Source organism: Rhizobium leguminosarum, from assembly GCF_004123835.1.
Taxonomy (GTDB): Bacteria; Pseudomonadota; Alphaproteobacteria; order Rhizobiales; family Rhizobiaceae; genus Rhizobium; species Rhizobium leguminosarum_M.
Window position 1 is genome coordinate 296,116 of the sequence record NZ_MZMU01000010.1, and the last position, 22,727, is coordinate 318,842.

At 62.6% G+C, this 22,727-nt stretch carries 14 protein-coding genes and 1 pseudogene; 6 read left to right on the top strand and 9 right to left on the bottom strand.

Annotated elements, in window-relative coordinates:
- Positions 1-8: 8 nt before the first annotated feature.
- Entirely contained in the window at positions 9-2,087 is a 2,079-nt protein-coding gene (gene pbpC / locus B5P46_RS14845) for a penicillin-binding protein 1C (RefSeq protein WP_129419318.1), read from the bottom strand.
- Complete coding sequence (locus B5P46_RS14850) at positions 2,087-7,552, bottom strand: alpha-2-macroglobulin family protein (protein WP_129419319.1); 5,466 nt, start codon at positions 7,550-7,552, stop codon at positions 2,087-2,089. Before B5P46_RS14850 ends, pbpC begins: the two co-directional genes overlap by 1 nt.
- 199 nt (positions 7,553-7,751) lie before the next feature.
- On the opposite strand from B5P46_RS14850, the gene msrA reads away from it, so the two are divergent.
- Entirely contained in the window at positions 7,752-8,456 is a 705-nt protein-coding gene (gene msrA, locus B5P46_RS14855) for a peptide-methionine (S)-S-oxide reductase MsrA (protein ID WP_129419320.1), read from the top strand.
- 26 nt (positions 8,457-8,482) lie between these two features.
- Here msrA and B5P46_RS14860 read toward each other — a convergent pair.
- Positions 8,483-8,924 (bottom strand): annotated as a pseudogene (locus tag B5P46_RS14860) (L,D-transpeptidase family protein).
- A gap of 379 nt (positions 8,925-9,303) precedes the next feature.
- On the opposite strand from B5P46_RS14860, the gene B5P46_RS14865 reads away from it, so the two are divergent.
- Positions 9,304-9,744, top strand: a complete 441-nt coding sequence (locus tag B5P46_RS14865; RefSeq protein ID WP_026158358.1) for a response regulator — start codon at positions 9,304-9,306, stop codon at positions 9,742-9,744.
- A gap of 28 nt (positions 9,745-9,772) precedes the next feature.
- On the opposite strand, the gene B5P46_RS14870 is transcribed toward B5P46_RS14865, so the two are convergent.
- Positions 9,773-10,513: a TetR/AcrR family transcriptional regulator gene (locus B5P46_RS14870; protein ID WP_129419321.1), complete on the bottom strand. Its 741-nt coding sequence runs from the start codon at positions 10,511-10,513 to the stop codon at positions 9,773-9,775.
- A 170-nt stretch (positions 10,514-10,683) separates the two neighbouring features.
- Here B5P46_RS14870 and B5P46_RS14875 point away from each other — a divergent pair, with 170 nt between their 5' ends.
- Positions 10,684-11,883, top strand: coding sequence for a multidrug effflux MFS transporter (locus tag B5P46_RS14875; protein ID WP_029872120.1), 1,200 nt, complete (start codon positions 10,684-10,686; stop codon positions 11,881-11,883).
- Positions 11,884-12,021: 138 nt separating this feature from the next.
- A complete protein-coding gene (locus tag B5P46_RS14880) occupies positions 12,022-13,314 on the top strand; it encodes an MFS transporter (RefSeq protein WP_129419322.1) in 1,293 nt (430 codons plus the stop codon).
- Between the two features lie 33 nt (positions 13,315-13,347).
- On the opposite strand, the gene B5P46_RS14885 is transcribed toward B5P46_RS14880, so the two are convergent.
- The 5 genes from B5P46_RS14885 to B5P46_RS14905 form a co-directional block, all read right to left on the bottom strand.
- Positions 13,348-14,385: a LacI family DNA-binding transcriptional regulator gene (locus tag B5P46_RS14885; RefSeq protein WP_129419323.1), complete on the bottom strand. Its 1,038-nt coding sequence runs from the start codon at positions 14,383-14,385 to the stop codon at positions 13,348-13,350.
- Positions 14,386-14,516: 131 nt separating this feature from the next.
- Positions 14,517-15,557 carry a LacI family DNA-binding transcriptional regulator gene (locus tag B5P46_RS14890; protein ID WP_129419324.1) on the bottom strand — a complete coding sequence of 347 codons (1,041 nt, stop codon included), beginning with the start codon at positions 15,555-15,557 and terminating at the stop codon, positions 14,517-14,519.
- A gap of 212 nt (positions 15,558-15,769) precedes the next feature.
- Positions 15,770-16,084 (bottom strand): hypothetical protein, encoded by a 315-nt coding sequence (locus B5P46_RS14895; protein ID WP_129419325.1) that lies wholly within the window; start codon positions 16,082-16,084, stop codon positions 15,770-15,772.
- 169 nt (positions 16,085-16,253) lie between these two features.
- Positions 16,254-18,152 (bottom strand): ABC transporter ATP-binding protein, encoded by a 1,899-nt coding sequence (locus B5P46_RS14900; protein ID WP_129419326.1) that lies wholly within the window; start codon positions 18,150-18,152, stop codon positions 16,254-16,256.
- A gap of 91 nt (positions 18,153-18,243) precedes the next feature.
- Positions 18,244-20,205, bottom strand: coding sequence for an ABC transporter ATP-binding protein (locus B5P46_RS14905; protein WP_206735355.1), 1,962 nt, complete (start codon positions 20,203-20,205; stop codon positions 18,244-18,246).
- 122 nt (positions 20,206-20,327) lie between these two features.
- Here B5P46_RS14905 and B5P46_RS14910 point away from each other — a divergent pair, with 122 nt between their 5' ends.
- The gene (locus B5P46_RS14910; RefSeq protein ID WP_129419327.1) at positions 20,328-20,945 is read left to right on the top strand and encodes a flavodoxin family protein; all 618 of its coding nucleotides are present in this window, start codon (positions 20,328-20,330) and stop codon (positions 20,943-20,945) included.
- A 349-nt stretch (positions 20,946-21,294) separates the two neighbouring features.
- Entirely contained in the window at positions 21,295-22,701 is a 1,407-nt protein-coding gene (locus B5P46_RS14915) for an FAD/NAD(P)-binding protein (protein ID WP_129419328.1), read from the top strand.
- The last annotated feature ends 26 nt before the right edge of the window (positions 22,702-22,727 follow it).

The window sequence follows — 22,727 nt, forward strand, 5'->3', positions numbered from 1 at the left end:
ACGATGCGCTAGTCGATAAAGACGCCGACGCTTGCGGCGCGTCCGGCCGAGTCGATGACGGTCAGTTTGGAGTAGCCGCCGCCATCGGGCAGCCATTGCTGGATGCGCCGGCGGGAGAGGTCGGGCAGCGGCTTGCCGTTGGCAAGCCAGCGGAAGGGCGCGCGGCCGCCCTGGAGCTTCAGCATCAGCGGTGACAGCCTGCCTTGCCCAGCGCCGAGATCGACATGCGCGCCCTCGGGCGGATAGATGATCTGCGGCGCGGCCTCGCGGCCGGAGGCGAGCAGGCCGCTGGCATTGAGGGCGAAACGCCGCTGGCTGATCGGCAGCTCGGACTGGGCGATGCGCACGGCGCCTGCAGGCGGGCGGGGCAGCGGCGTCGTCGCAATGCCGGATTTGGCGAAACCTTCAAACAGGATCGGTGCGGCAGTGCCGTAGCCGGTCAACCCCGGCACGGCGCTGTTATCAGGCCGTCCGACCCAGACGCCGAGCACATAACGCCCATCATAGCCGACCGACCAGGCGTCGCGATAGCCGTAACTCGTGCCGGTCTTGTAGGCGATGCCGCGCTGCGGCGCGCCGGCGGGGGGAATGACGCCGGAGAGAATATCGGCGACGTTCCAGACCGCGACCGGCTCCAGCAGCGGTTCGCTGTCGAGCTTGGCCGGTGCGCCGGTGACGCCGTCGCCGAGCCTAACCGGCTGACCGCGATTGGCGAGCGCCGTATAGAGTTGCACCAGATCCTTCAGGGTGATGCCGACGCCGCCAAGCCCGATCGCAAGCCCCGGCGTCTCATTCGGCGGCAGCACCGGGCGTACCTCGGCGCGGCGGAAGCGTACCATCAGCCGCGACGGGCCGACGGCATCGAGCAGCTTGACGGCCGGCACGTTCAGTGAAAGCTGCAGCGCCTCGCGCACGGTGACGTCGCCCTGATAGCTCATGTCGAAATTGCGCGGCCGGTAGCCGAAGAAATCGGCGGGCCGGTCTTCGATGATCGTCTCCTGGGACACCAGGCCCTGCTCGAAGGCGAGCCCGTAGATGAAGGGCTTCAGCGTCGAGCCCGGCGAGCGATTGACGCGCGTCATGTCGATCCAGCCGGAGCGGTTGGCGTCGAAATAATCGGCCGAGCCGACCTCGCCGACGATCGCGCCGGTTTGCGCATCCGCCATCACCATGGCGAGCGAAAGCTTCGGCCCGAGCTTCATGGCCGCTGCCCGCGCAACCGCCTCCAGCCCCTGCTGCACCTGTTTCTTCAACGTCGTCTGATGCTTGAGGACCGTCGCCTCCTTGCGCAGCGCCGCTTCGGCGACATGGGCGGCCAGTGCGGGCAATCGCATGCGCCGCGATGGGACTGCAACACCTTCAGCTCGCTCCGCTTCGCCGTCGCCAACGGCCTCGGCGACCGCCACGCGGTCGAGCACACGCTTGCGCGCGGCCTCGGCCGCCTTGAGATTGCGGTCCGGCCGGCGCCGTTCCGGCAATTGCGGCAGGGCGACGAGCAGCGCCGCCTCGGCGACCGTCAGGCGGCGCGGTTCCTTGCCGAAATAGGCAAGGCTTGCGGCCCGCACGCCTTCGAGATTGCCGCCATAGGGCGCATGCGTCAGATAGAGGTCGAGAATCTCCTCCTTCGACAGCCGCCGCTCGATCTGCACGGCGCGCACCAGCTGCAGGAGCTTTGCCGAAAGCGAGCGTCCTTCGCGCGGCTCGATCAGCCGCGCCACCTGCATCGATAGCGTCGAGGCGCCGGAGACGATGCGGCCATTGCTGATCAGTTGCACGGCAGCGCGCCCGAGCGCCCAGGGGTCGACGCCGCGGTGGTCGTAGAAACGCTGGTCCTCATAGGCGATCAGCATGCGCAGGAATTGCGGATCGACGTCGGGGACCGTCGTCTTCAGCCGCCATCGGCCCTCCGACGTCGCAAACGCACGCAACAATTGCCGATCGGCATCCAGCACTTCGGCCGACACGGCATTCGCCCTGTCCAGTGGCGGCGGATAGGCCTTGTCGGCAGCGTCGAGCGCAAAGAGAGCCGCGCCGGCAAAAGCAATGCCGGCCGCGGATCCGATCGCAAACTTGTGCCACCGCTTCATTATTGCGCTGCCACGACCTCCATCTTGCCGGTCGCCGTGCGGGCCGAAAGCTCCGGCCGGTACATGTCCTCGACATTTGCGGCCGGATGGTCGTAGGTGCCGGGGGTGACGGCGCGCACGACATAGGCGACGTTGAATTCGCGATTGTCGCCTGCTGCGCGGTTGAAGGCGGCGACGAAGCGGTCGTAGCGGAATTCGGTATGGGCAGCGGAGATCTCGCCGATCCAATCGAAATTCGTCATCTGGGCGCTGTCGACGAGATTGGGATTGTCGATCTCGAAGCCGGCGGGCAGAAGGTCGGTGATGACGATGCGCGACGGCCAGTCATTGGTTTCGCGCACATGGATGACGACGACGTAGCGTTCGTTCTGCTTCGCCTCGCTGACATTCGCCTGCTCGCCGTCGAGCGTGTAATAGCTGCGCTCGATGAGGAAGCCGTCGCCGCCGGCCGGCAGCGGCACTGTCGGGGCGGCAACGGTGGTGACGACAGCCGAAACCGCGTCGTTGGTCTGGTTGGTCAGCGTTAACGGATGGTCGGCCAGGGCATCGCCGGTCATGCGTGCCATGTAGGCACCGGTGTGTGCGGCGCCATTGACATCGACCTTCAGACCATCGTCACCGCCCTGGATGGCGCGCGCGGCAAGCAGCATCCAGGTTTCTTCCTGCGTGCTCTTGTATTTGCTGCGCTCCCATTCCTTGCCGACCGCCTTGGCGAGTTCCGGGATGACGGGCGGCACCGGCCGGCTTTCGGCGGCGAGCGCCAGGATCGCCGCACCATCGCGCAGGATCGTGCCATAATCGGTGCGCGACAGGTTCACGCGTGACACCATCGACTGCTCCGACATCTGCAGCGCGTCGAGGAAAATGGTCTTCGAACGCTGTGCATCGCCGTAGAGCGCCAGCGCGGCGGCGATATGCGCCTTGGCGAGCGGCGTCGGGAAGTCGTTGATCATCGTATCGGCATAGTAGCGCAGATCGCTGATCGCGGCCTTCTTGTTGCGCGCAAGGACGTAGATGGCATAGGCGATCTGGTCGCCCTGGCCCTTGATGTCGGTTGTGTAGGACAGCGTGTTCTGCAGGTTTTCGAGCGCCTGCACGAAAGCCCTTTCCGGTACGTCATATTTCATTTCGCGGGCCCGCGTCAGGAAATCGGTGACGTAGGAATCGAGCCATACATCGCCCGAATCCGGTCCCCAGAGACCGAAGCTGCCGGCCGAGGCCTGATAGGAGAGCACGCGGTAGATCGCATCCTGCACGCGCTTCTGCACATCCTCGTCGTTTTCCATGCCCGCCTGCTTCGCCACTTCGGCGAGGTAGAGCAGCGGCAGCGCCCGGCTGGTGGTCTGCTCGGCGCATCCCAAGGGATAGCGGTCGAGCGTCATCAGCAGGGCTGGGATATCGAAGGCGGCCGAACGGGTGACGTTGACGCTGATCGAAGCGCCGGGCAGCACGCTGTCGGCCAGCAGGTTCTTGTCGACGGTGAGCTTTGCCCCCGGCTTCAGCGCCAGCACCCTGCGTTCGGTGATCGGCAAGGAGGCCGGGCGCACCGGCACGTCGACCGTCTGGTCGAGCGAAAGGCCGGAAGCGTCGGAGAGATTGATCGAGACACTGCCGGCGCCCGGCTGTTTGCCGATGAGCGAAAGCGTCAGCTCGGATTTCGCGCCGGCCTCGAGGCGGATCGTCTGCGAGGCGGACGCTTCTTCGATGCCGACCGCGTCATTGCCGGTCAGTTGCAGCTTGTAGTCGCCGGCCGGCGCATCGGTATTGGCGATATCGAGGCGCAGATTGGCCTTGTCGCCGGGGGAGAGGAACTTCGGCAGGCTTGCGGTCACCACAACGGGATCGCGGATGATGACGTCCTTGACGCCGTGGCCGACGCCTGATTTCGACCAGGCGACCGCCATGACGCGCGCCGTGCCGTTGAACTGCGGGATGTCGAAGGAGACATTGGCCTTGCCTTCTGCGTCGAGCTTCACCGGCCCGGAGAAGAAGGCGACGAGTTTCTGCGTCGGCGGGCTTGCCTGCAGCGCGATGGCGCCGCCATCGCCGCCGGTCCGGAGCTTGCCGGTCGCACCCAGCGAGCCATCGATCAGGCGGCCATAGAGGTCGCGGATTTCAAGGCCGAGCTGGCGCTGGCCGAAATACCAGTCCTCCGGGTTCGGCGGTTCGTAGCGCGTCAGGTTGAGAATGCCGACATCGACGGCGGCAACCGTCACATAGGCATCCTCGTTGGCGCCGGCGCCCGCCACCTGCAGGCCAATGTCCAGTGGCCCGCGCGGCAACATCTTTTCCGGCGTGTCGAGCGTCACCTGCAGCGCCCGCTGTTCGGGATCGATTTTCAGCCATTTGATGCCGATCGAGCGCATCGGCATGTGGCTGTCCTGGGCGTCGCCGGGGCGGAAGAGCGTGGCGGTCACATAGGCGCCGGCACCCCAATCTGATGTAACGGGGATGTCGACCTCGCCGCCGGTCTCGCCGATCGTGGCGTTCTGTACGGCAACCAGCTTTTCGGTTCCGGCCGTCACCATCAGCTCGCCGCCATAACGCGAGGTGACTTTCAGCTTGGCCGTTTCGCCGATCTTGTAGCTGCTCTTGTCGAGGGCGATCTCCAGCCCGTCGGGCGTTTCGGTCGAGGTCGAGGTCACGAACCAGCCGGCGTCGAATTCGACGCTGGAGGTCGGGCCGTCGGCATCCGGGCTTTCCACTTCGAGGCGATAGCGGCCCCAGGTCACCGGCACGGAGATCTTGCCGCCGTCCATCGTCGCGTCGACGCTGCCGTTGGAGATCTGCTCGGCGGTGTAGACCGGTTCATATTTCCAGGCCGTTCCCTCGCGATACCATTGGTATTGCCGGTTGAGACTATAGAATTTCCAGCGCAGGCCCTTCGCCTCCTGCTTCTGTCCGGCGGCATTGACGCCGATCACCGTGAAGTTGGCGATCGAGTTCTCCTGCAGATCGTCGGAAAATTCCGGCTTTATTCCGATCGAAGCGCGCTCGTTCTTCACCGGAATGGTCAGGGATCGCTCGATGGCCCGGCCGCCCGCCTCCTGCATGCGCATATAGACAGTGGCGTTGAGCAACTGCGTCGTGGCCGGCAGCTCGCTGATGGTGAGATCCGTCGAGGCTTCGCCATTCTCATCGAGTTCCGGCAGGCCGCCGATCGGCTGGCGCGAATCCTCGCTCGCCTCCTCGTCGGCGAGGCCGAAGAGGAAGCCCTTATAGGCCGCACTCTCACGCGTCGGCTTGACGACGACGTCGCCTTCGAGCGTCAGGCCGGCGGCTGGGGCGCCGTAGAGATATTTGCCCGATACGGTGATCGTCGCCGGTGTGTCTGGACCGACTTCCTTGGACTCGGTCTTGATCTCCATGTCGGTGCGATCGGGCACGAAATCGTCGACGAGGAAACTCTTGGTGGCGATCGCGCTGCCCTTGGGATCGGTATAGATGTTCATCGTCCAGGTGCCGCGCATGGCGTTTTCCTGGGTCGGGAAATCGACGGTATAACCGCCGAGATTGCTGGTCTGGCTGACGATCCGCCGGTCTTCGACACCGTCGGGGCGGCTGAAGATGAAGGTGAGCGGCAGCTTCTCGATGGCGTTTCCATCGGTGTCGCGGGCGAGCGACTGCGCATGCACCGTCTCGCCGGCGCGGTAGATGCCGCGTTCGGTAAACGTCAGCACGTCGATCGCACCGGGTGCTGCGCGGCCGGTCACGCCGCGGTCGGAAAGGTCGAAGCCGGCACGCGTCATGTCGAGGAAGACGTAGTCCGATGTGCCGTTCGTGGCGGCAATGACGGCGGGCGTTAGCGCCGCCGTGCCGCGGATCAGGCCGGCGGTGAATGTGGCTCGGCCGTCCGCGTCGGTCGTCGCGGTGCCGAGTACTTCGTTGTTCTTGGCGAGCAGCTGCAGCTCGACGCCGGCGATCGGCTTTGCCGAGGCCAGCGAGCGGGTAAAGACGTTGAGCCCGTCCGTGCCGGCATAGGTGGTGACGCCGATATCGGAGACCAGGAACCACTGCGTCGCCTGCGAATTCCACTCCTGCGCCGGGCCGTTTGCCGCCGTTGCTGTCATCACGTAGATGCCGGGCTTGCGCTCGGGCAGCGCCTCGTCGACCGGGAAGCTGGTGACGATGTCCTTGTTGAGCTCGTTGGCGATGTCGATTGAGCCCTGCCAGACGAGTTCACCGCTTTGATCCTGGATGTTCTGGGCGCTGTAGCCGTCGAGCTGGCTCAGGAACTGCGAATTGGTCAGCAGCGGTGCAATGGCGCGATCGCCGATGCGGTAGAGTTTGAGGTTGGCCGAGGCCATGTTGACCGAGACGATCGGGATGCCGCGGCGCGCCGTCGACGGCAGCACGAAGCTGTCGCCGGTGAAGCGCACCATCTGGCTGCGGTCCTTGATATAGACGTCGATGCTGACGGCTGCTTCGAGCGCTTCGTCGACTGATGACGGCAGGCCGGTGCGGAAGCCGATCTTATAGGTCTGGCCGTGCGTCAGTCCCTCGACGCAGATCTGCTTGTCCTTGGTTTCCAAAGCCTTCGGCGCTTCGCCGTTCAGCGTCACGAAGGGCGTGTAGTCGGTGGTCTTGACGAGCGCTTCGGAGAAGGTGACGCAGGCGCGCGGCGTGGCGCTGTCGGCATCGACCGTGTGTTCGGTGATGCGGAAGCCCCGCGTCGATTTCAGCTGCAGATAGGCCGCCTGCACATCCTCGGCGGCGACGAGTGCCAGGCTCGCCTTGTAGGCGTCGAGCGCCGGGCGGTAATTGGCGTTCCGCTCCAGCGCAGTGGCGAGCACGGTCAGCGCCTCGGCGCGTTTGGCCTTGGTGCGCGTCAGCTCGTAGCCGTTCAGCGCGTCGACCACCGCTTGTCCCGTTGTGCTGCTCTCGGCGCTGCCGAGCGACGCTGCGGCGCGAGCGGTTTCGAGCCAGAGATCGGCATCGTCAGGCGTGATCGACAGCGCACCATGGAAGGACTTCAGCGCGTCGGCCAGGTTGTTGGCGGTGAGGTCGAGGCGGGCGTTGGCCGTCAGGCTGTCGACGCCCTGGCCCTGCTGGTCGTCGGCGAGGGTAAGATTGTCCTTGAAGTCGTGGGCCTGCTGGATGAGATCGTTGCTCAGGAAGGTCAGGCGCGGCGCCGCGCCGATATCCCGCTCCTGCTGGCCGGCCGTTTCGACGATCTTGCCGGCGATGGCGCCGGGGAAGGCGTTCATCGTCTTGAAATCGGATTTCAGGAAGCACCATTTCACCTTGGGATTGTAGGTGAAGGCCTTGCAGCTCTTGTCGCCGATGCAGGAGGTCTTGCACTGATCGAGCGAGACGTTCTGCTCGGTGCGAAGATCGAAGCCGAAGAAATCGGCGTCCTTGATCGTCTGGATGTCGCGCTTGGTATCCGCAGCGGCGGCGGGAAAGCTGATGGCGATCATGGAAAATGCGATTGTCGCGAAAGCAAAGAATGAGCGCACGGACATAGGTTCCCCCCGGAAATGCTGGCTCTGACCGGCGGGCACTCTCCTCACTCCTCGCGAGATTGTCAACTCAAGTTGAGCGCTGTTTCATGTTCGCACAGGCGCTTTCGTCTGGCTGTCACATCGGCGTGAGTGACCGCCTTGTGATTTGCGGCTTTGGCGGGGATGAGCAAGGATTTGGGCAATCGCAGGAGGTAGCGCCATGTCCACGTCTTCCCACCGCAGGAGCCTTGCCGCGCTCCTTGCCGCCACTTTATTCTCGCTAGGCGTGTGTGTGGCGGACGCGGCCGAGGATGCCGTCGTCATCCCGCCGCCCGCCGTTGACGAGGTGGCCGGCTCAAGCACCGAGACTGCCATTTTCGCCGGCGGCTGTTTCTGGGGTGTCCAGGGCGTCTTCCAGCACGTGAAGGGTGTCGAGAACGCCGTCTCCGGTTATGCGGGCGGCGACGCCAAAACGGCGCAGTACGAAACCGTCAGCACCGGCTCGACGGGCCATGCCGAAGCCGTCCAGGTGACGTTCGATCCGAAACAGGTCACCTACGGCAAGTTGCTGCAGATCTTCTTCTCTGTAGCGCACAACCCGACGCAGCTGAATTTCCAGGGACCGGACCAGGGAACGCAATACCGTTCGGCGCTGTTCGTCTCCGATCCCGAGCAGCGCAAGGTTGCGGAGAGCTATATCGGCCAGCTGGACAAAGCGCATGTCTTCCCGCAGCCGATCGTCACCAAGGTGTCTGAAGCCACCGGCTTCTATCCGGCCGAGGCCTATCATCAGGATTTCCTGACGCTCAATCCGACCTATCCCTATATCGTCTACAACGACCTGCCGAAAATCGAGAACCTGAAGTCGTTATTTCCCGCCGACTACCGCGGCAAACCGGTCCTCGTGCTGAAAACCAAGAGCTGATGAAGCCGACAGCTTAGAGCGATAGTTCAGGGCACAATTTCTATCGGCGTATGGTTGGGGACCCGGGCCCAAATATCGCGCATCTCCGCGTTGGTGACCGCAATACACCCATCCGTCCAATCCAGTAGTTGATGGACGTTTCCGAATAAGCCCCAGCCATTGGGAAGGCCGTGGATCATGATATTGCCGCCGGGAGGAAAGCCATTCGCCTGAGCGTTGCGGCGATCCTCCGGATTTGGATATGAAATGTGCAGGCTCAGATGCGCCATGGACTTGGGATTTTCGCCAGTCAATTTCATAATGGCCTTCAGGTGTTTTCTCGTCACCTTCTCGTTGCTTGGGACCCTCATCGGCAGCCCGCCCAAGAGAAATGCGGTATGTTGAGATGGGAGTCTCGCCTCTGAAAAGGACCATGCGACGTTCGGATTTGTAAACGCGAATGAGGTCGGCCCGTTGCTCCAACGACATATCGGGAGGTGGCGAGCCTGAGCCGACCTTGGCCATCAATTTCGTGTAGGCGAACATGCTGATGAGCACGGCGGCTAAAACGATAAATTTGTTTCTCAATATGATTCTCATCTTTAAGCAAACGGAAGGATTATACCGTCCTATCGCCCCCTCATCCAGAAGGCGCACACTTGAGATCGAACACTCCGGGCGCCTCTTTTTGCTTCAAATCCGTCACTTTAAGGATTTGTCAACGTTAACAATATCTTAAATACAGGAAATCACGTTCCACTGCGGAACATATCATAGAGTCGCCCGTTACCACCGTGAGTTTCGCGTGGGATAGGCTGCCGGAGCGGATCCCTCTTTAGAAGTACAGGCGTAACCAAGGGGACGTATCATGGCCACCAATGTTGTGCGGCGCTGGCAACGAGATGATCTCATGAAACAGAGAGTATTGATCGTCGAAGATGAATTCCTGATCGCCCTGGATCTCGAGGCGACGGTGGAAGGCATGGGCATGCAGGTCGCGGGCCTTGCGAATGATCGCGAACAGGCGTTGCGGCTGGCGCCGCTTGCCGATATCGCTTTCGTCGATATCAATCTTGCCGACGGCCCGACAGGGCCTGAGATCGGCCGACAGCTGGCGCAAGAGCATGGCATTGCCGTCGTCTTCATGACCGGCAATCCCGAAGTGGTGGCTGACGGCGTCAAGGGCGCGGTCGGCGTGGTCCAGAAGCCGGTCATGCCTTCGGTTGTCGAACAGCTGGTGAAATATCTTGCCGCGCGCCGTGTCGGCATGTTTGCGGTCGTACCATCACAAATGACGGTCTTTGCCTGATCGGACGGGGCCTGACGTAAAGGCCTGATCAGCCGGATATGGCTGCGAGCTGCGGCGGATGGTCGGCCTCTTCCGCCTCCGGTCTGCCATAGGCCTTGAGAAAGGTATGGACGGCGTTGCGCGCCGCCTTTTCCAGCTCTTCATCGGTGGGTGTGCCTCCGAGAAGGATCATCATCTGCAGATCGGCATTGCCGAGTGCCACGAACTGCCTCGCCGCGACGTCGAAATCGTCGATGGTGAGCGCGCCCTTATGGGCAAGCCGTCCGAAAAGTGCGGACAGTGCGGTGGTCAGCTTGCCCGGTCCCTGCTGGCGCCAGCTTTCGAAGAGGTGCGGGTATCGCTCGCCTTCGGTCTGCACCAGCTTGCGCAGGAATTTTCCGTCGTGGTTGCAGATGCAGTTCTTGTTGAGGCGCACGGCAAACGCCGTCAGCTCGTCCTCCAGATTGTCGGCACGATCGGGGAAGGTCGACAACACAGAGAAGAGCATGGCGTTGGCGCGGTTCATGACATCTTCGATGACTGCGACGAACAGCGTCTCCTTCTCGCGATAGTGATTGTAGATCGTCTGGCGGGATACGCAGGCCACGGCGGCGATCTCGTCGATGCTGGCGCCGGCAAAGCCCTGGCGGCAGAATACGTCGGCCGCGGCATCGAGGATCGACATGCGCTTGGCGCATTGTCCGCGCTGCGTATGCCCCGTTATCCGGGCTGCCGATGTCATGCGATCTTTCATGAGTGCGAAGATAAGACGTCTTGACGTTTTAGACAATGGCGTCTAGATTTACATCTGTGTCCAAATTTATTGACACTCTTGGCTTCCGCTGGAGATTTGAGCTCCCAACTTCGTCTTCGCGCGAACGATCATCATTCAACCCTGAGAGCAATGTGGCGGAGCGACGATCCGGTACCTCCGCCGCGCTTTTATGAAAGATCACCATTATGACGGCTCCCTTCTTTCGCATTGCCCTCATTCTCGGCCTTCTGTCGGCCATCGGGCCCTTTGCCATCGACATGTATCTGCCTGCGCTGCCGTCCATTGGACAGGACCTGCATGCCGATAACAATGTCACCCAGCTCACCCTTCTCGCTTTCTTCATCTCCTTTGCGCTCGCCCAGTTGGTCTATGGTCCGTTGTCGGATATGTGGGGCCGCAAGCTGCCGCTCTATCTGGGCATCGGCCTTTTTTCCGTCGCCTCGATCGGCTGTGCGCTGGCGACCGATATCGAAACGCTGATCGCCTTCCGTTTCGTTCAGGGTATCGGCGGTGCCGCCGGCATGGTCATTCCGCGCGCCATCGTCCGCGACATGCATACCGGTGTGCAGGCCGCCCGCCTGATGTCACTCTTGATGCTGGTCTTTTCGATCTCGCCGATCCTGGCGCCGTTGACGGGCAGCGCCGTCATCGAATTCTACGGCTGGCGCGGCGTATTCTGGGCCGTGACCATCGCCGCCTTCATCGGCCTCGTCCTGCTCGCCACCCAGCTTGACGAAACCCGTTCACCGGCCGAACGCAGCGGCAGCGGTCTGAAGAGCGCCATGGCGGCCTACCGCCTGCTGCTTGCCGATCGCAATTTCCTGACGCTGACCTTCATCGGCGGCCTCGGCATTTCCAGCTTCCTCGTCTACCTCGCCAACTCGCCCTTCGTGCTGATCCAGCATTACGGGCTGACGCCGACGCAATACAGTTTCGCCTTCTCGATCAATGCCGTGTCCTTTTTCGCGGTATCGCAGGCGACGGGTTGGCTCGGCGAGCGTTTCGGCCTCGTGCGCGTCATGCGGATTGCGGTCAGCGCTTTTGCCCTTGCCATGGTCGTCATGGCGGTGGTGATGGCCGCGGGCTTCAACCAGCTGCCTGTCCTGGCGACCTTCCTGTTCATCGGCTACGGCTTCCTCGGCCTCGTCATCCCGACGAGCGCGGTGCTCGCGCTCGAGGATCACGGCGAGATCGCCGGCACCGCCTCGTCGCTGATGGGCACGTTGCATTTCGTGATCGCCGCCGTCGCCATGGTCATATCGAGCGTCTTCTTCGACGGCACAGCCGTTCCGATGGCCGCCGGCATCGCGCTCTGCGCCTTCGCAGCCTTCGTGCTGACCCAGGCGACGATTGGCCGCCGCGCCGCCGTCGCCGCTGCCGAATGATCAAAGTGACCGTACCCGGCTTCGGGTACGGTCACATCATCAGGGTTGCGGCTGCGAGAAAATGCCGCGCCCGATTGAATATCGGCTGGCCGCGCTATTTAACCCGATCCCCAAGCATGGTCATACCGGAGAATACTTATGGTCGACGAGAAGCGGCTGATCTCGAAAATCACCTGGAAGCTGATGCCGTTTCTCGGCATCCTTTATCTCATCGCCTATATCGACCGGCAGAACGTCAGTTTCGCCAAGCTGCAGATGGTCGATGCCCTTGGAATGAGCGAATATGCCTATGGTCTTGGCGCATCGCTCTTCTTCATCGGCTATTTTCTCTTCGAGGTGCCGAGCAACCTCTTCCTCGACAGGCTCGGCGCCCGTGTCTGGTTCGCCCGCATCCTGGTCTCCTGGGGTATCGTCACCATCGCGCTCGCCTTCACGCAGAACGCGACGATGTTCTATATCCTGCGCTTTTTACTCGGTGTCTGCGAAGCCGGCTTCTTTCCCGGCGTCCTCTATCTGCTGACGCTATGGTTTCCGTCGACCTATCGCGGCAGGATGGTCGGGCTGTTCATGATCTTCAGCGCCATCGCCAATGCCGTCGGTGCGCCGCTCGGCGGTGTGCTGCTCGATCTCGACGGTCTCTACGGCTTTGCCGGCTGGGAGTGGGTCTTCCTGGCGACGGGCGTTCCGGCTGTGATCGCCGGCATCTTCACCTTCTTCTATCTCCCCGGCCGGCCTGAAAATGCAAGCTTCCTGAATGACGAGGAGAAGCAGTGGCTGGAACGAAGGCTCACTTCCGAAAATGCCGGCATGGGCGAGCATGCCGGAAACGGCTTCAAGGCGCTCATCGATCCGCGTGTCCTTTTGATGGCGCTCTGCTATATCGCCTTTCCGCTTTCGGCCTATGGCCTCAGCTATTGGCTGCCGACCATCGTCAAGGCTTTCGGCGTCAGCAACACGGTGAACGGTTTCCTCAACATCATTCCCTGGGTGCTGGTCGCGATCGCGCTCTATGCCGTTCCCGCCATGGCCGACAAGGCGCAATCGAAGACGCCCTATATCGTCATTCCGGCTTTCATCGGCGCCGCCTGCCTGCTGCTCTCGGCGCTGATCCCGAACCACACTTTGCAATTCGCCTTCCTCTGCGTCGCCGCTGCCGGGATTTTCGCGCCCCAGCCGGTGTTCTGGAGCCTGCCCTCACGTTTCCTCAAGGGGGCGGGTGCTGCAGCCGGCCTTGCCGCCATCAATTCGGTCGGAAATCTCGGCGGTTTCGTCGCCCAGAACGTCGTGCCCTGGATCAAGGAAGCGAGCGGCAGCACGATCGCACCGATGTTCTTCCTGGCGGCCTGCCTGGCTGCCGGAGCCCTGCTGGTCTTCGTCGTCACGCGTCAGCTGTCGCACAGGGAGCATTCGGCGGCTCCGAGCCGGGTCTGATCAAGCCGTCAAAAGTACTCTACGCGACGGGCTTCAGGCCGTCAGCGTGAACGCGTCGCTTTCGCCGGGAACGAGTTCCAGCGGCCAGATCCTGTTGCGGGCGCCCTGCGGATAGTGATCGGCATAGGCCGGCATGGTGGCGAGCAGGGTTTCGCCGAGCTGCGCGCCGAGATCGCGCAGCGACATGCGGAAGGAGGTCAGCGTCGGCTGCAGGAAATGCGTGCGCGGCTCCTCGCGAAAACCGACGACGGCGAGGTCGCGGCCGGGCACGATGCCGGCCTCGGCAAGCCGGCGGTAAAGCCCGATCGCCATCAGTTCGTGGATCAGGATGATCGCCGTCGGCCGCGGCTCGATCATCAGCAATTCGTGGCCGGCCTGATAGCCGCCCTGTTCGCTCGACTTGACCCGGATGACGAAGGCCGGGTCGAAGGGAATATCGTGCCGTTGAAGCGCCTGGCGGTAGGCGTCGAGGAAGAGATAGCCGAGATTGATGTCGGAGGAGGGGGCGGCCACGGCGATCCGCCGATGGCCTTTGGCGACCAACCGGTCGACGCCGCGCGCCGCCACGCCCTCGAAATCGAGGTCCATCCAGGTGTAGCTGCCGCCCGACGCGCTACGACCGAGTGCCACGAAGGGGATGCGGGCCTTTTCCAGAAGCTCGATGCGCCTATCGGTGCGTCGTGTCGCCGAGAGGATCAGCGCGTCGACAAGCCGGCGCGCCACCATGCGCTTCAGATATTCATGCGGGTCCTCGTCATCGGGGCAGGGCAGCATGACGAGATCGAGTTTGTGGCGGGAAAAGACGCTCTGCAGGCCGTCGGTGACGCCAAGGAAGAAGTCGTCGCTGTTTTCGACCGTCTCGCGGCTCACTTCGAGCATCAGCCCGATGACGTTGGTCATGCCCTGGCGAAGGCTGCGGCCCGATTGATTGGCGACGTAACCGAGCTCTTCGGCGGCGGCGAGCACGCGCCGGCGCGTTTCGTCGTTGACGTCGGGCTTGCCGTTCAGCGCGCGGGACACGGTCCCGATCGAAATGTCGAGATGCTCGGCGAGCTGGCGAATTCCCTTCATCTCCGGCGATCTTCCTCCCCAATGCATGTCGCCCAAAAGTGTGCAGCGGTTTTGGGATAACGACATGCGTCAAATAAACCGTCAACCCTTCTTGCCACAGGATGGAGCCTGCGAAAAGCCGTGGGGGAGGGTCAGGGTCTGAAGCTCTGGCGGATGACAAGCTCCGGAATGACGCGTTCGTAACCCGGAGGCAAGCCCGGGTTTTCAAGCCGCCGCTCCATCAGCTCGACGGCGCGCTGCGCCATGGTCAACGGATCCTGGCGGAAGGTGGTCAGCTGATAGCTCAGCCAGGAGGATTCCGGTACGTCGTCGAAGCCGATGACGGCGACGTCTTCGGGGATGCGCAGCCGCGCTTCCAGGCGCACGACATCCATCAGTCCGAAGGCAATCTGGTCGTTGGCGCAGAAAACGGCGTCTGGCTTTATTGTCTGCGAGAAGAGCGCGCGTGCGGCGGTGACGCCGCCGTCATAGTCGGAATCGCCGCCGCGTCCGACGACGACGGATGTGCCGAGCGATTCGGCTGTCGACAGGAAGGCGCTTTCGCGCTGGATGATGGAAGGCGTTCCGGTGTTGGAGCCGATGACCGCCAGCCGCCGTCTGCCGCTTTCGTAAAAGGCGGTCGCCGCCTTGCGGGAGGCCTCGGAGTTGCCGACGCGCACATGGTCGGCGCCTAGTTCCGAACGGCCGATCACGACGAGCGGCTGGCCATTTCGCTGTGCGAGTTCGAAGAAACTCGCCGGCGGCGAGCCGGACAGGATGATGATTGCCTCGGCACGATGGCCGATCAGCATCTTCTGGGCGGCGAGCAGCTCATCTTCGGTCTGGCCGGTATTGATGAGGATCGGAATGCTGCCGCGTTTGATCAGGCATTTGGCAAGGGCTGCCGCTAGATGTGCGCGAAAACCCACTTCCGGCCGGGTCGCGACGATGCCGACGAGGCGGCTCTGGTTGGCAAGCACGCCGCGCGCCAGGTCGTTGACATGGTAGCCGAGTTCTTCCGCCGCCCGCAGCACCTTTTCGCGCGTTGCAGGCGCCACGCTGGTGCCCGGCGTGAAGGTACGCGAGACGGCGGAGCGCGAAACGCCCGCCAATTGCGCCACCTGCTCGGCGCTGACGAAGCGCATGCGTTCTTTCTTTGGCGTCTTGCCGCCATTCACTGGACCATCATTCATCGGCTTTCAGCTATTGGTCGTTTCTAACAGCCGGATGACAGGTGGACGAAGCAGCCAGAAATTTTTGCTGTGGGGAGTGACTGCGAACCAACTGCATTGGCCCAAGCAGAAAAAAACCGAGGCTGGCGGATGCAGCCTCGGTTGATGGGCGAAAATCAGCGGCGGCGACGAATCATCAGATCCGCGACGCCATAGGAGGTAAGGTCCGCCCGCTACTCGCAGACCTGCACGGTTTCGGTATGATAGCCGCCGTCATAGCGGTTGCGGACATCGCGGTCCTCATACCAGCATCTCGGCGCCGGTTCGACATAGCGGGGACCATCGACATAACGCGGACCATCGACGTAGCGAGGGCCGCTATTGGCGATCGCGCCACCGATCAGACCGCCGACGACGCCTGCGGCAACGCCGCCAGCGATAGCCCGGCCCGTGTCATCGTGATGATGGCGATCACGCGCGGCAGCGGGCTGAATGGCCGATCCAACAAGGGCCGTTGCGATCAACAGGCTGCTAATAACTCTCTTCATAACATTCTCCTCAGTGGCACTCGTCCCCCGATAGGAAATAAATGCGGCAGCAAGGCGTTTGTTCGTTCAAACTTTGCGACAGCCATTAATGCATATCCTGAGATTAGAGCGCCGTGCGTCCTCACGGACGCACAAAGGTCGCTCTAACACTTTCAATCCTCGCACGATGCTAGGTCGCCGACTCCGCTGCCGTCGTCTCTTCCAGCACGTCTTCGGGAATGTCGTCGAAGGAGGAGTAGTTCAGGTTGTAGAGCTTGGAATAGAGCTTGCCGTTCTTCATCAGCTGGCGGTGGTCGCCGCTTTCGATGATTTCGCCGTTCTGCAGCACGATGATGCGGTCCGCCTCACGGATCGTCGCGAGGCGATGGGCGATGACGAGGCCGGTGCGGTTTTCGAGCAGCTTCACCAGCGCCTTCTGGATCAGCATCTCGGTATAGCTGTCGATATTGGCCGTCGCTTCGTCGAGGACGAGGATCTTCGCGTCCGCCACCAATGCGCGGGCAAAGCTCAAAAGCTGGCGCTGGCCGAGCGAAAGGTTGCCGCCGCGCTCGCCGAGGACACTATCGTAACCATCGGGCAGGCGCATCACGAAGTCATGCGCGCCGACGGCTTTGGCCGCCTCGATCACCTGTTCGCGCGTCGCCTCCAGCTTGTGGTAGCGGATGTTTTCGAAGACGGTGCCGGTGAAGAGGAAGGGCTCCTGCAGCACCATGGCGATCTGCGCTCCGAGCGAATCCTGCGTCAGCGCCCGCACATCGTCGCCGCCGACCAGCACCTGGCCCTGCTGCACGTCGTAGAAGCGATGGATCAGCGACATGCAGCTCGATTTGCCGGACCCTGTCGGCCCGACCAGCGCTACCGTCTCGCCGGGATTGACCTTGAAGCTGACGTGCTTCAGCACCGGATGTTTCGGATTGTAGCCGAAGACGACGTCCTTGAATTCCACCGATCCGTCCATGTCGCGCGACAAGGCTTTGGCGTCGGGCGCGTCCTTGATGTCGACAGGCACGTCGAGCACTTCGGTCAGCCGCTGGCCCGACGCCATGGCGCGCTGCATCACCGAATATTGCAGGGTCAGCGAACGGATCGGGTCGAAGAAGCGCTGGATGTAGAACAGGAAGGCGACGAGCACGCCGACATCGAGTGCCTGATTGAGAACGCGGGCGCCGCCGACGACGATGACGAGCGCCATCGCCACACCGGTCAGGCTGTCGACGATCGGCACCATCACCTGCGCATAGCGCGCCGCCGTCAGATGCGTTTTGAGGTTGGCATGCGCCTTGTCGTCGTAAAGCGTGAAGTTGACGCCCTGCCTATCCATGCTCTGGACGGCACGCACGCCGTGGATCGCTTCTGCAAGCGCACCGTTCGCGACCGAATTGGTCTCGTGCGCGGCCATGAAGGATTTGCGCGCCAGCGGTAGCCAGAACAGCCGGACGATGAAGAGCACCGGCAGCACCGAGAGCGTCAGCAGTCCCAATTTGAAATCGAGATAGAGCATCACGAAGACGATGCCGAAGAGCAGCACGATGTCGCCGACGGAGAGCACCGAGGTTTCGAGGAATTCCTGCATCGAGTTGACGTCGCCCTGCAGGCGCGACATCAGCCGGCCGACTTCGGTCTTGTCCATGAAGGAAAGCGAGACGCGCTGGAGATGCGAAAACATCGCCTTGCGGATATCGAAGAGCACCTCTTCGGCTACGCCGCCGACCAGCGTCTCCTGCGCGTAACTTGCCGCATAATTGATGAGGATGGCGATGGTGAAGGCGACGATCGACCAGACCAAGGCTGAATGGTTGCCGCCCGGCGACATGCCGTGGTCGATGGCATAACGGATGATCAGCGGGATGGCGAGCTGCATCATCGTGAAGGTCAGAACGGCGACGACGGACCAGAGGACCTGGCGGCGATAGGGGTGAACGAAAACCCAGATGCGCTTGACGATGTTGCCGTCGAAGGCCTTGCCGAACATCTCCTCCTCGACGCGATGCGAACCGACCACCGCCCGCGGCGGGCGGCGTCCATCCTCGCGAACGTCGGGACGCTCGGTTTCCAGTTCCTCGGCCATGCCATTCCTCCCGCGGCCATCACTTCAGGTGGCCTGCATAGTCATTGCTTGTCCACTCTTCTCCCCGGTGGGCAGAAGAAGGGAATTCTTGCTAGGCGCTCAAGACCTCGTCGCCCGGCCGCACCTGCAAGTCGTAGAGCGCCTTGTAGCGCCCGCCGAGCGAAAGCAGCGCTTCATGCGTTCCGCGCTCGACGATCCGGCCGTCTTCGACGAACAGGATCTGGTCGGCATGCATCAGCGAGCTCAGGCGGTGGGCGACGATGATCGTCACGCGGTCGGCGGCATAGCGGCGCATGGCGCCGCGGATGCGCTGTTCGGTGGCGGCGTCGATTGCCGCCGTCGAATCGTCGAATACCATCACCGCCGGTTTCAGCATCAGCGCACGGGCGATCGAAAGACGCTGGCGCTGGCCGCCGGACAGCGAAACGCCGCGCTCGCCGACGACGGTGCCATAACCTATGGGAAGGCCGAGCACGTAATTGTGCAGCTGGGCGCTTTCACTGGCGCGTTCGATGCGGCCTTCCTTCGCCCACGGATCGCCATAGGCGATGTTGTTCTCGATCGTCGTCGTGAACAGGAAGGAGTCCTGCTGCACGACGGCAACCGCCCGGCGCAGCGATTGCAGCGTCGCCTTGCGGATGTCCTGGCCATCGATCGTGATTTTGCCGCCGCTGACGTCGTAGAAGCGGGGAATGAGATGCGCGATCGTCGACTTGCCGCTGCCCGGAGGCCCGACAATGCCGATCGTCTGGCCGCGCCTGGCTTCGAAGGAAACATCGTCGAGCACTGTGCGCTTTTCGGAACCCGGATAGGCGAAGCTGACATTCTCGAAGCGCAGCACGCCGTCCGTCACCGCCAATTCCTTGGCATCCGGCGCATCCTTGATCGCGATGTCGAGGTCGAGAAGGGCAAAGAGGCGTGAGCCGCAGGTGGAGGCGCGGGCAAAGGCATTGACCATCAGGCCGAGCTGGCGCACCGGCATCTGCAGGATGGTCATGAAGGTCAGGAACGAGGCCAGCGTGCCGACGGTGATCTCGCCCGACATCACCTTGCCGCCGCCGACCCAGAGCACGAGGCCCATCGCCGCGAAGAAGGAGAAGGTCATGGCGCTGGTATTGGTGACGCGGATGCCGACGCGCTGATGCGCGAGTGCGAGCGCGCTCTTCGACGCCGCCTCGAATTTAGAGATCTCGTGTTCGTGGGCGGCAAAGGCGCGGACGACGCGAATGCCGCCGAGATTTTCCTCCATGATGCGGGTCAGCACCGAAAGCCGCTCCTGCAGGTCGAGCCAGGTGGCGCGTAGCTTGAGCTGCGTCACCGACGAGCGCCAGCCGACGAAGGGCACGAAGGAGAGCGCCAGCAGGCCGAGCACGATATCGGTCGACAGCAACATATAGGCGCCGATGCCGATCAGGATCGACAGCAGGATCATCCGGACGAGTGCGGTGGAAAAATACATGCGCACGCCTTCGAGATCGAGCAGGCCGACAGTGATCAGGTCGCCGGAATGAACGGTGTCATGAAAGCTGAAGGAGAGCCGCTGGATCTTCTCGTAGCAGGCCAGCCGCAACTCATAACCGATGTGATGGCCGACCGCTTCGCTGTAATAGTTCTGGACCATGGTGAAGAGGCCGCGCAGCACGCTGGCGCCAAGCAGCAGCAATGCCGTGGTCAAAAGCGCGTCCTGTGCCAGCAGACCCGCCGCACCACCGCTCATCGCCGTCTGCGTATGGTCGACCGCCTGGCCGAGAAGGCGCGGGATCATCAGCTGGAAGGTGGAGGCCACAAGCGTGGCGCCGATCGCAAAGCCGGATTGCCAGGGGTGGCGGAAGGCCATCATGGTGATGCGCACCAATGTGAAGAGGCCTCGGCCCCAGCCTGCCGCAGTTGCAAGCGCCATCGAAGCCGAAGGCTTCGTCGCGCGTGTTAACGCATCGCTGCTCACGGTATTTTTTCCAATAGATGTGTGGTCGGACGCTGGCCCGAAAAGACGGCAAATCCATGAAGGGATTGATTGCACCTTCACTTTTGCCGATTCCATTTGGGGGTTCAAGTAAAGAATTCACCAGTTGGTTATTTTTACGTGAGGTCTCCTCGCATCCCGGCTGGAACAATCTGTGCGCGAACTGGTTGCAGCTGGCGAATGCCAACCGCCGACCGCTACCGGAGAGACCCATGCCGCTGAAAGCTCTCGCCCTCAACGCCACGCTGAAGAGCAGCGACGCCAAGGACGCGTCCTCGACTGACCGGATGATCGGCCTCATCGACAAGGCGATGTCCGCGCACGGCGTTGTGACCGAAGTGCTCCGGCTCGCCGATTTCAACGTCAAGCCGGGCGTCACCTCCGACGAAGGCGCCGGCGATGACTGGCCTGACATTCGCGCCAAGGTGCTCTCCGCCGATATCCTGCTGATGGCAACGCCGATCTGGCTCGGTCAGCCATCCAGTGTCTGCAAGCGGGCGCTGGAGCGCATGGACGCCTTTCTCGAGGAGACCGACGATCAGGGCCGCATGGTTTCCTATGGCAAGGTCGCGGCCGTCGCCGTCGTCGGCAACGAGGACGGCGCCCATCATGTGTCGGCCGAGCTCTACCAGGCGCTGAACGACGTCGGCTTCACCATTCCGGCCAACGCGGTCGCCTATTGGGTCGGCGAGGCAATGGGTTCCACCAATTTCGTCGATCTCGACAAGGTGCCGAAGGTCGTGACGAAAGCCGTCGACATGCTGGCGCGCAACACGGTGCATCTGGCGGGCCTGCTGAAGGCAAAACAATATCCGGGCGAGGGCAGCTGAGGGCGCTGCCGAGCTGACGTTTTAAGATCAATTCGCAGTCCGGGATGCAAAACTCGCCCAGACTTCCACGGAACATTTCTAAATTATGTTGTATTTCAATCACTTGAAGTGATGTGGCAACAAACCTCTTGCCACCTGCGCCATTTAGCGCTTTCATACACTACTAGTTTGATAGACTATGGACGAGCCTAATTGCTCCCCCAGTTCTCTTGCGGGGCCGCTGGTTCGGACCCGATGCCGCGGCAGGTGTTGTGAATGGCCGCATGAGCTCATCAACGCGTGAACCGCTGTTTTATGCGTTGAAACCTTGATCGACCCACGGTGCGGATGAAGCCGCAAAGGAGTTGCGATGACGGTTCAGGGACTTTTTTCCGCCAGAGCCAACGCGGCGGCGCAGATATCAGCCGTACCGCGCATTGCGATCGTCGGGCGCGGCTTTTCCGGCATGATGACGGCTATCGCGCTGATGAAGACGGTGCGCGCGCCCTTCCACCTGCAACTGTTCGATCCGAATTCGTCGGTCAGCGGTGGGCAGGCGCTGGCCTCGGCTCGCTCCTCGACGATCCTCAATACCCGCGTCCGCGATCTCTCTGTTTCGGTCGGCGACAACGACGATTTCAACGACTGGCTCTGCGGCAACGCCGCCTTCCGCGCCGCCGTGCCGGCCGCCATTCCCGGATTCCGGCAGATCTTCGTGCCGAAGGAAATCTTCAGCGATTATGTCTACCAGCGCTTTTCGGAAGCGCTTGCCGCGCGTAGGGACATCACCGTCCAGGTCTGCAACGATCCGGTCGTGGCGATCCGCAGGAGCCACGGCAACCGCTTCCTGCTCGAAAGCGCCAATCCAGCTAATCCGCTGTTTGATACCGTCATCCTCGCCACCGGCTACGGCCTGACTGCGCCGGATGCCGGCGGCGAGGACGTTTCGCCGATCAGGGCCCAGCGCCTCGTCGCGCGGCCGCATGCGGTGTTGCTCGGCAGCGGCATCCGCGTCGTCGACCAGCTGCTGCAGCTGCGCGATTCCGGTTATGCCGGCCAGGTGACGATCATTTCCCGGCGCGGATTCCTGCCCCAGAGCCATACGCCGAATTCCGCCGATCCGGTCTTCCCTGCCGAAGCGCTGCCTCGGGGCCTGCCGGAGATCGTCCGCTTCATCCGTGAAGCCTGTCGCGAGGCGGAGGAAGCGGGGCGAAGCTGGCAATCGGTGATGAACGGCCTCAGAAAACATGCCCGCTCGCTCTGGCGCTCGCTGCCGGCGCGCGACAAGCATCAGTTCAACCGCCATCTCAGGGCAATCTACGACAGCCATCGCAACCGCTTGCCGGAGGCTATGCACCTGCGGCTGAAACGCGAGCTCGCCGAAGGCCGCACGGTGCTGCGCCGCGGCCGGGCCGGCCGCCGGGGCCTGAGCGGGTTGTTCTTCACGCCGGCCGGTTCCGCTGCCGAGGAAGTCATCCATGCCGAGCGCATCATCGATTGCCGCTGCCAGGCGCCTGATCTTTCAGCGCCGCTGATGCAAAGCCTGCTTTCCGCCGGCCTCGCCATGCCGGACGAGCTCTCGCTCGGGCTCGCGGTCAATGCGCGCGGTGAGCCCTTCCTGGAGGATGGTTCGACGGTCGCCGGGCTGTTTGCCGTCGGCCCGCTCGGTCTCGGAAGCCTGCCCGATATCGATCTCGTGCCGGAGATCGTCTCGCAGGCCTATGCCGCTGCCGAGCGGATCAGTGAGAGGTTCTATCCGCAGGTCAAGGCCGTCTGAAAATTTGAGGCTGAATCGGAACCATC

What these genes read in the sequence shown, in the direction of transcription:
- pbpC (WP_129419318.1), bottom strand. Translation starts at nt 2,087, where the DNA reads ATGAAGCGGTGGCACAAGTTTGCGATCGGATCCGCGGCCGGCATTGCT.
- B5P46_RS14850 (WP_129419319.1), bottom strand. Translation starts at nt 7,552, where the DNA reads ATGTCCGTGCGCTCATTCTTTGCTTTCGCGACAATCGCATTTTCCATG.
- msrA (WP_129419320.1), top strand. Translation starts at nt 7,752, where the DNA reads ATGTCCACGTCTTCCCACCGCAGGAGCCTTGCCGCGCTCCTTGCCGCC.
- B5P46_RS14865 (WP_026158358.1), top strand. Translation starts at nt 9,304, where the DNA reads ATGGCCACCAATGTTGTGCGGCGCTGGCAACGAGATGATCTCATGAAA.
- B5P46_RS14875 (WP_029872120.1), top strand. Translation starts at nt 10,684, where the DNA reads ATGACGGCTCCCTTCTTTCGCATTGCCCTCATTCTCGGCCTTCTGTCG.
- B5P46_RS14880 (WP_129419322.1), top strand. Translation starts at nt 12,022, where the DNA reads ATGGTCGACGAGAAGCGGCTGATCTCGAAAATCACCTGGAAGCTGATG.
- B5P46_RS14885 (WP_129419323.1), bottom strand. Translation starts at nt 14,385, where the DNA reads ATGAAGGGAATTCGCCAGCTCGCCGAGCATCTCGACATTTCGATCGGG.
- B5P46_RS14890 (WP_129419324.1), bottom strand. Translation starts at nt 15,557, where the DNA reads ATGAATGATGGTCCAGTGAATGGCGGCAAGACGCCAAAGAAAGAACGC.
- B5P46_RS14895 (WP_129419325.1), bottom strand. Translation starts at nt 16,084, where the DNA reads ATGAAGAGAGTTATTAGCAGCCTGTTGATCGCAACGGCCCTTGTTGGA.
- B5P46_RS14900 (WP_129419326.1), bottom strand. Translation starts at nt 18,152, where the DNA reads ATGGCCGAGGAACTGGAAACCGAGCGTCCCGACGTTCGCGAGGATGGA.
- B5P46_RS14910 (WP_129419327.1), top strand. Translation starts at nt 20,328, where the DNA reads ATGCCGCTGAAAGCTCTCGCCCTCAACGCCACGCTGAAGAGCAGCGAC.
- B5P46_RS14915 (WP_129419328.1), top strand. Translation starts at nt 21,295, where the DNA reads ATGACGGTTCAGGGACTTTTTTCCGCCAGAGCCAACGCGGCGGCGCAG.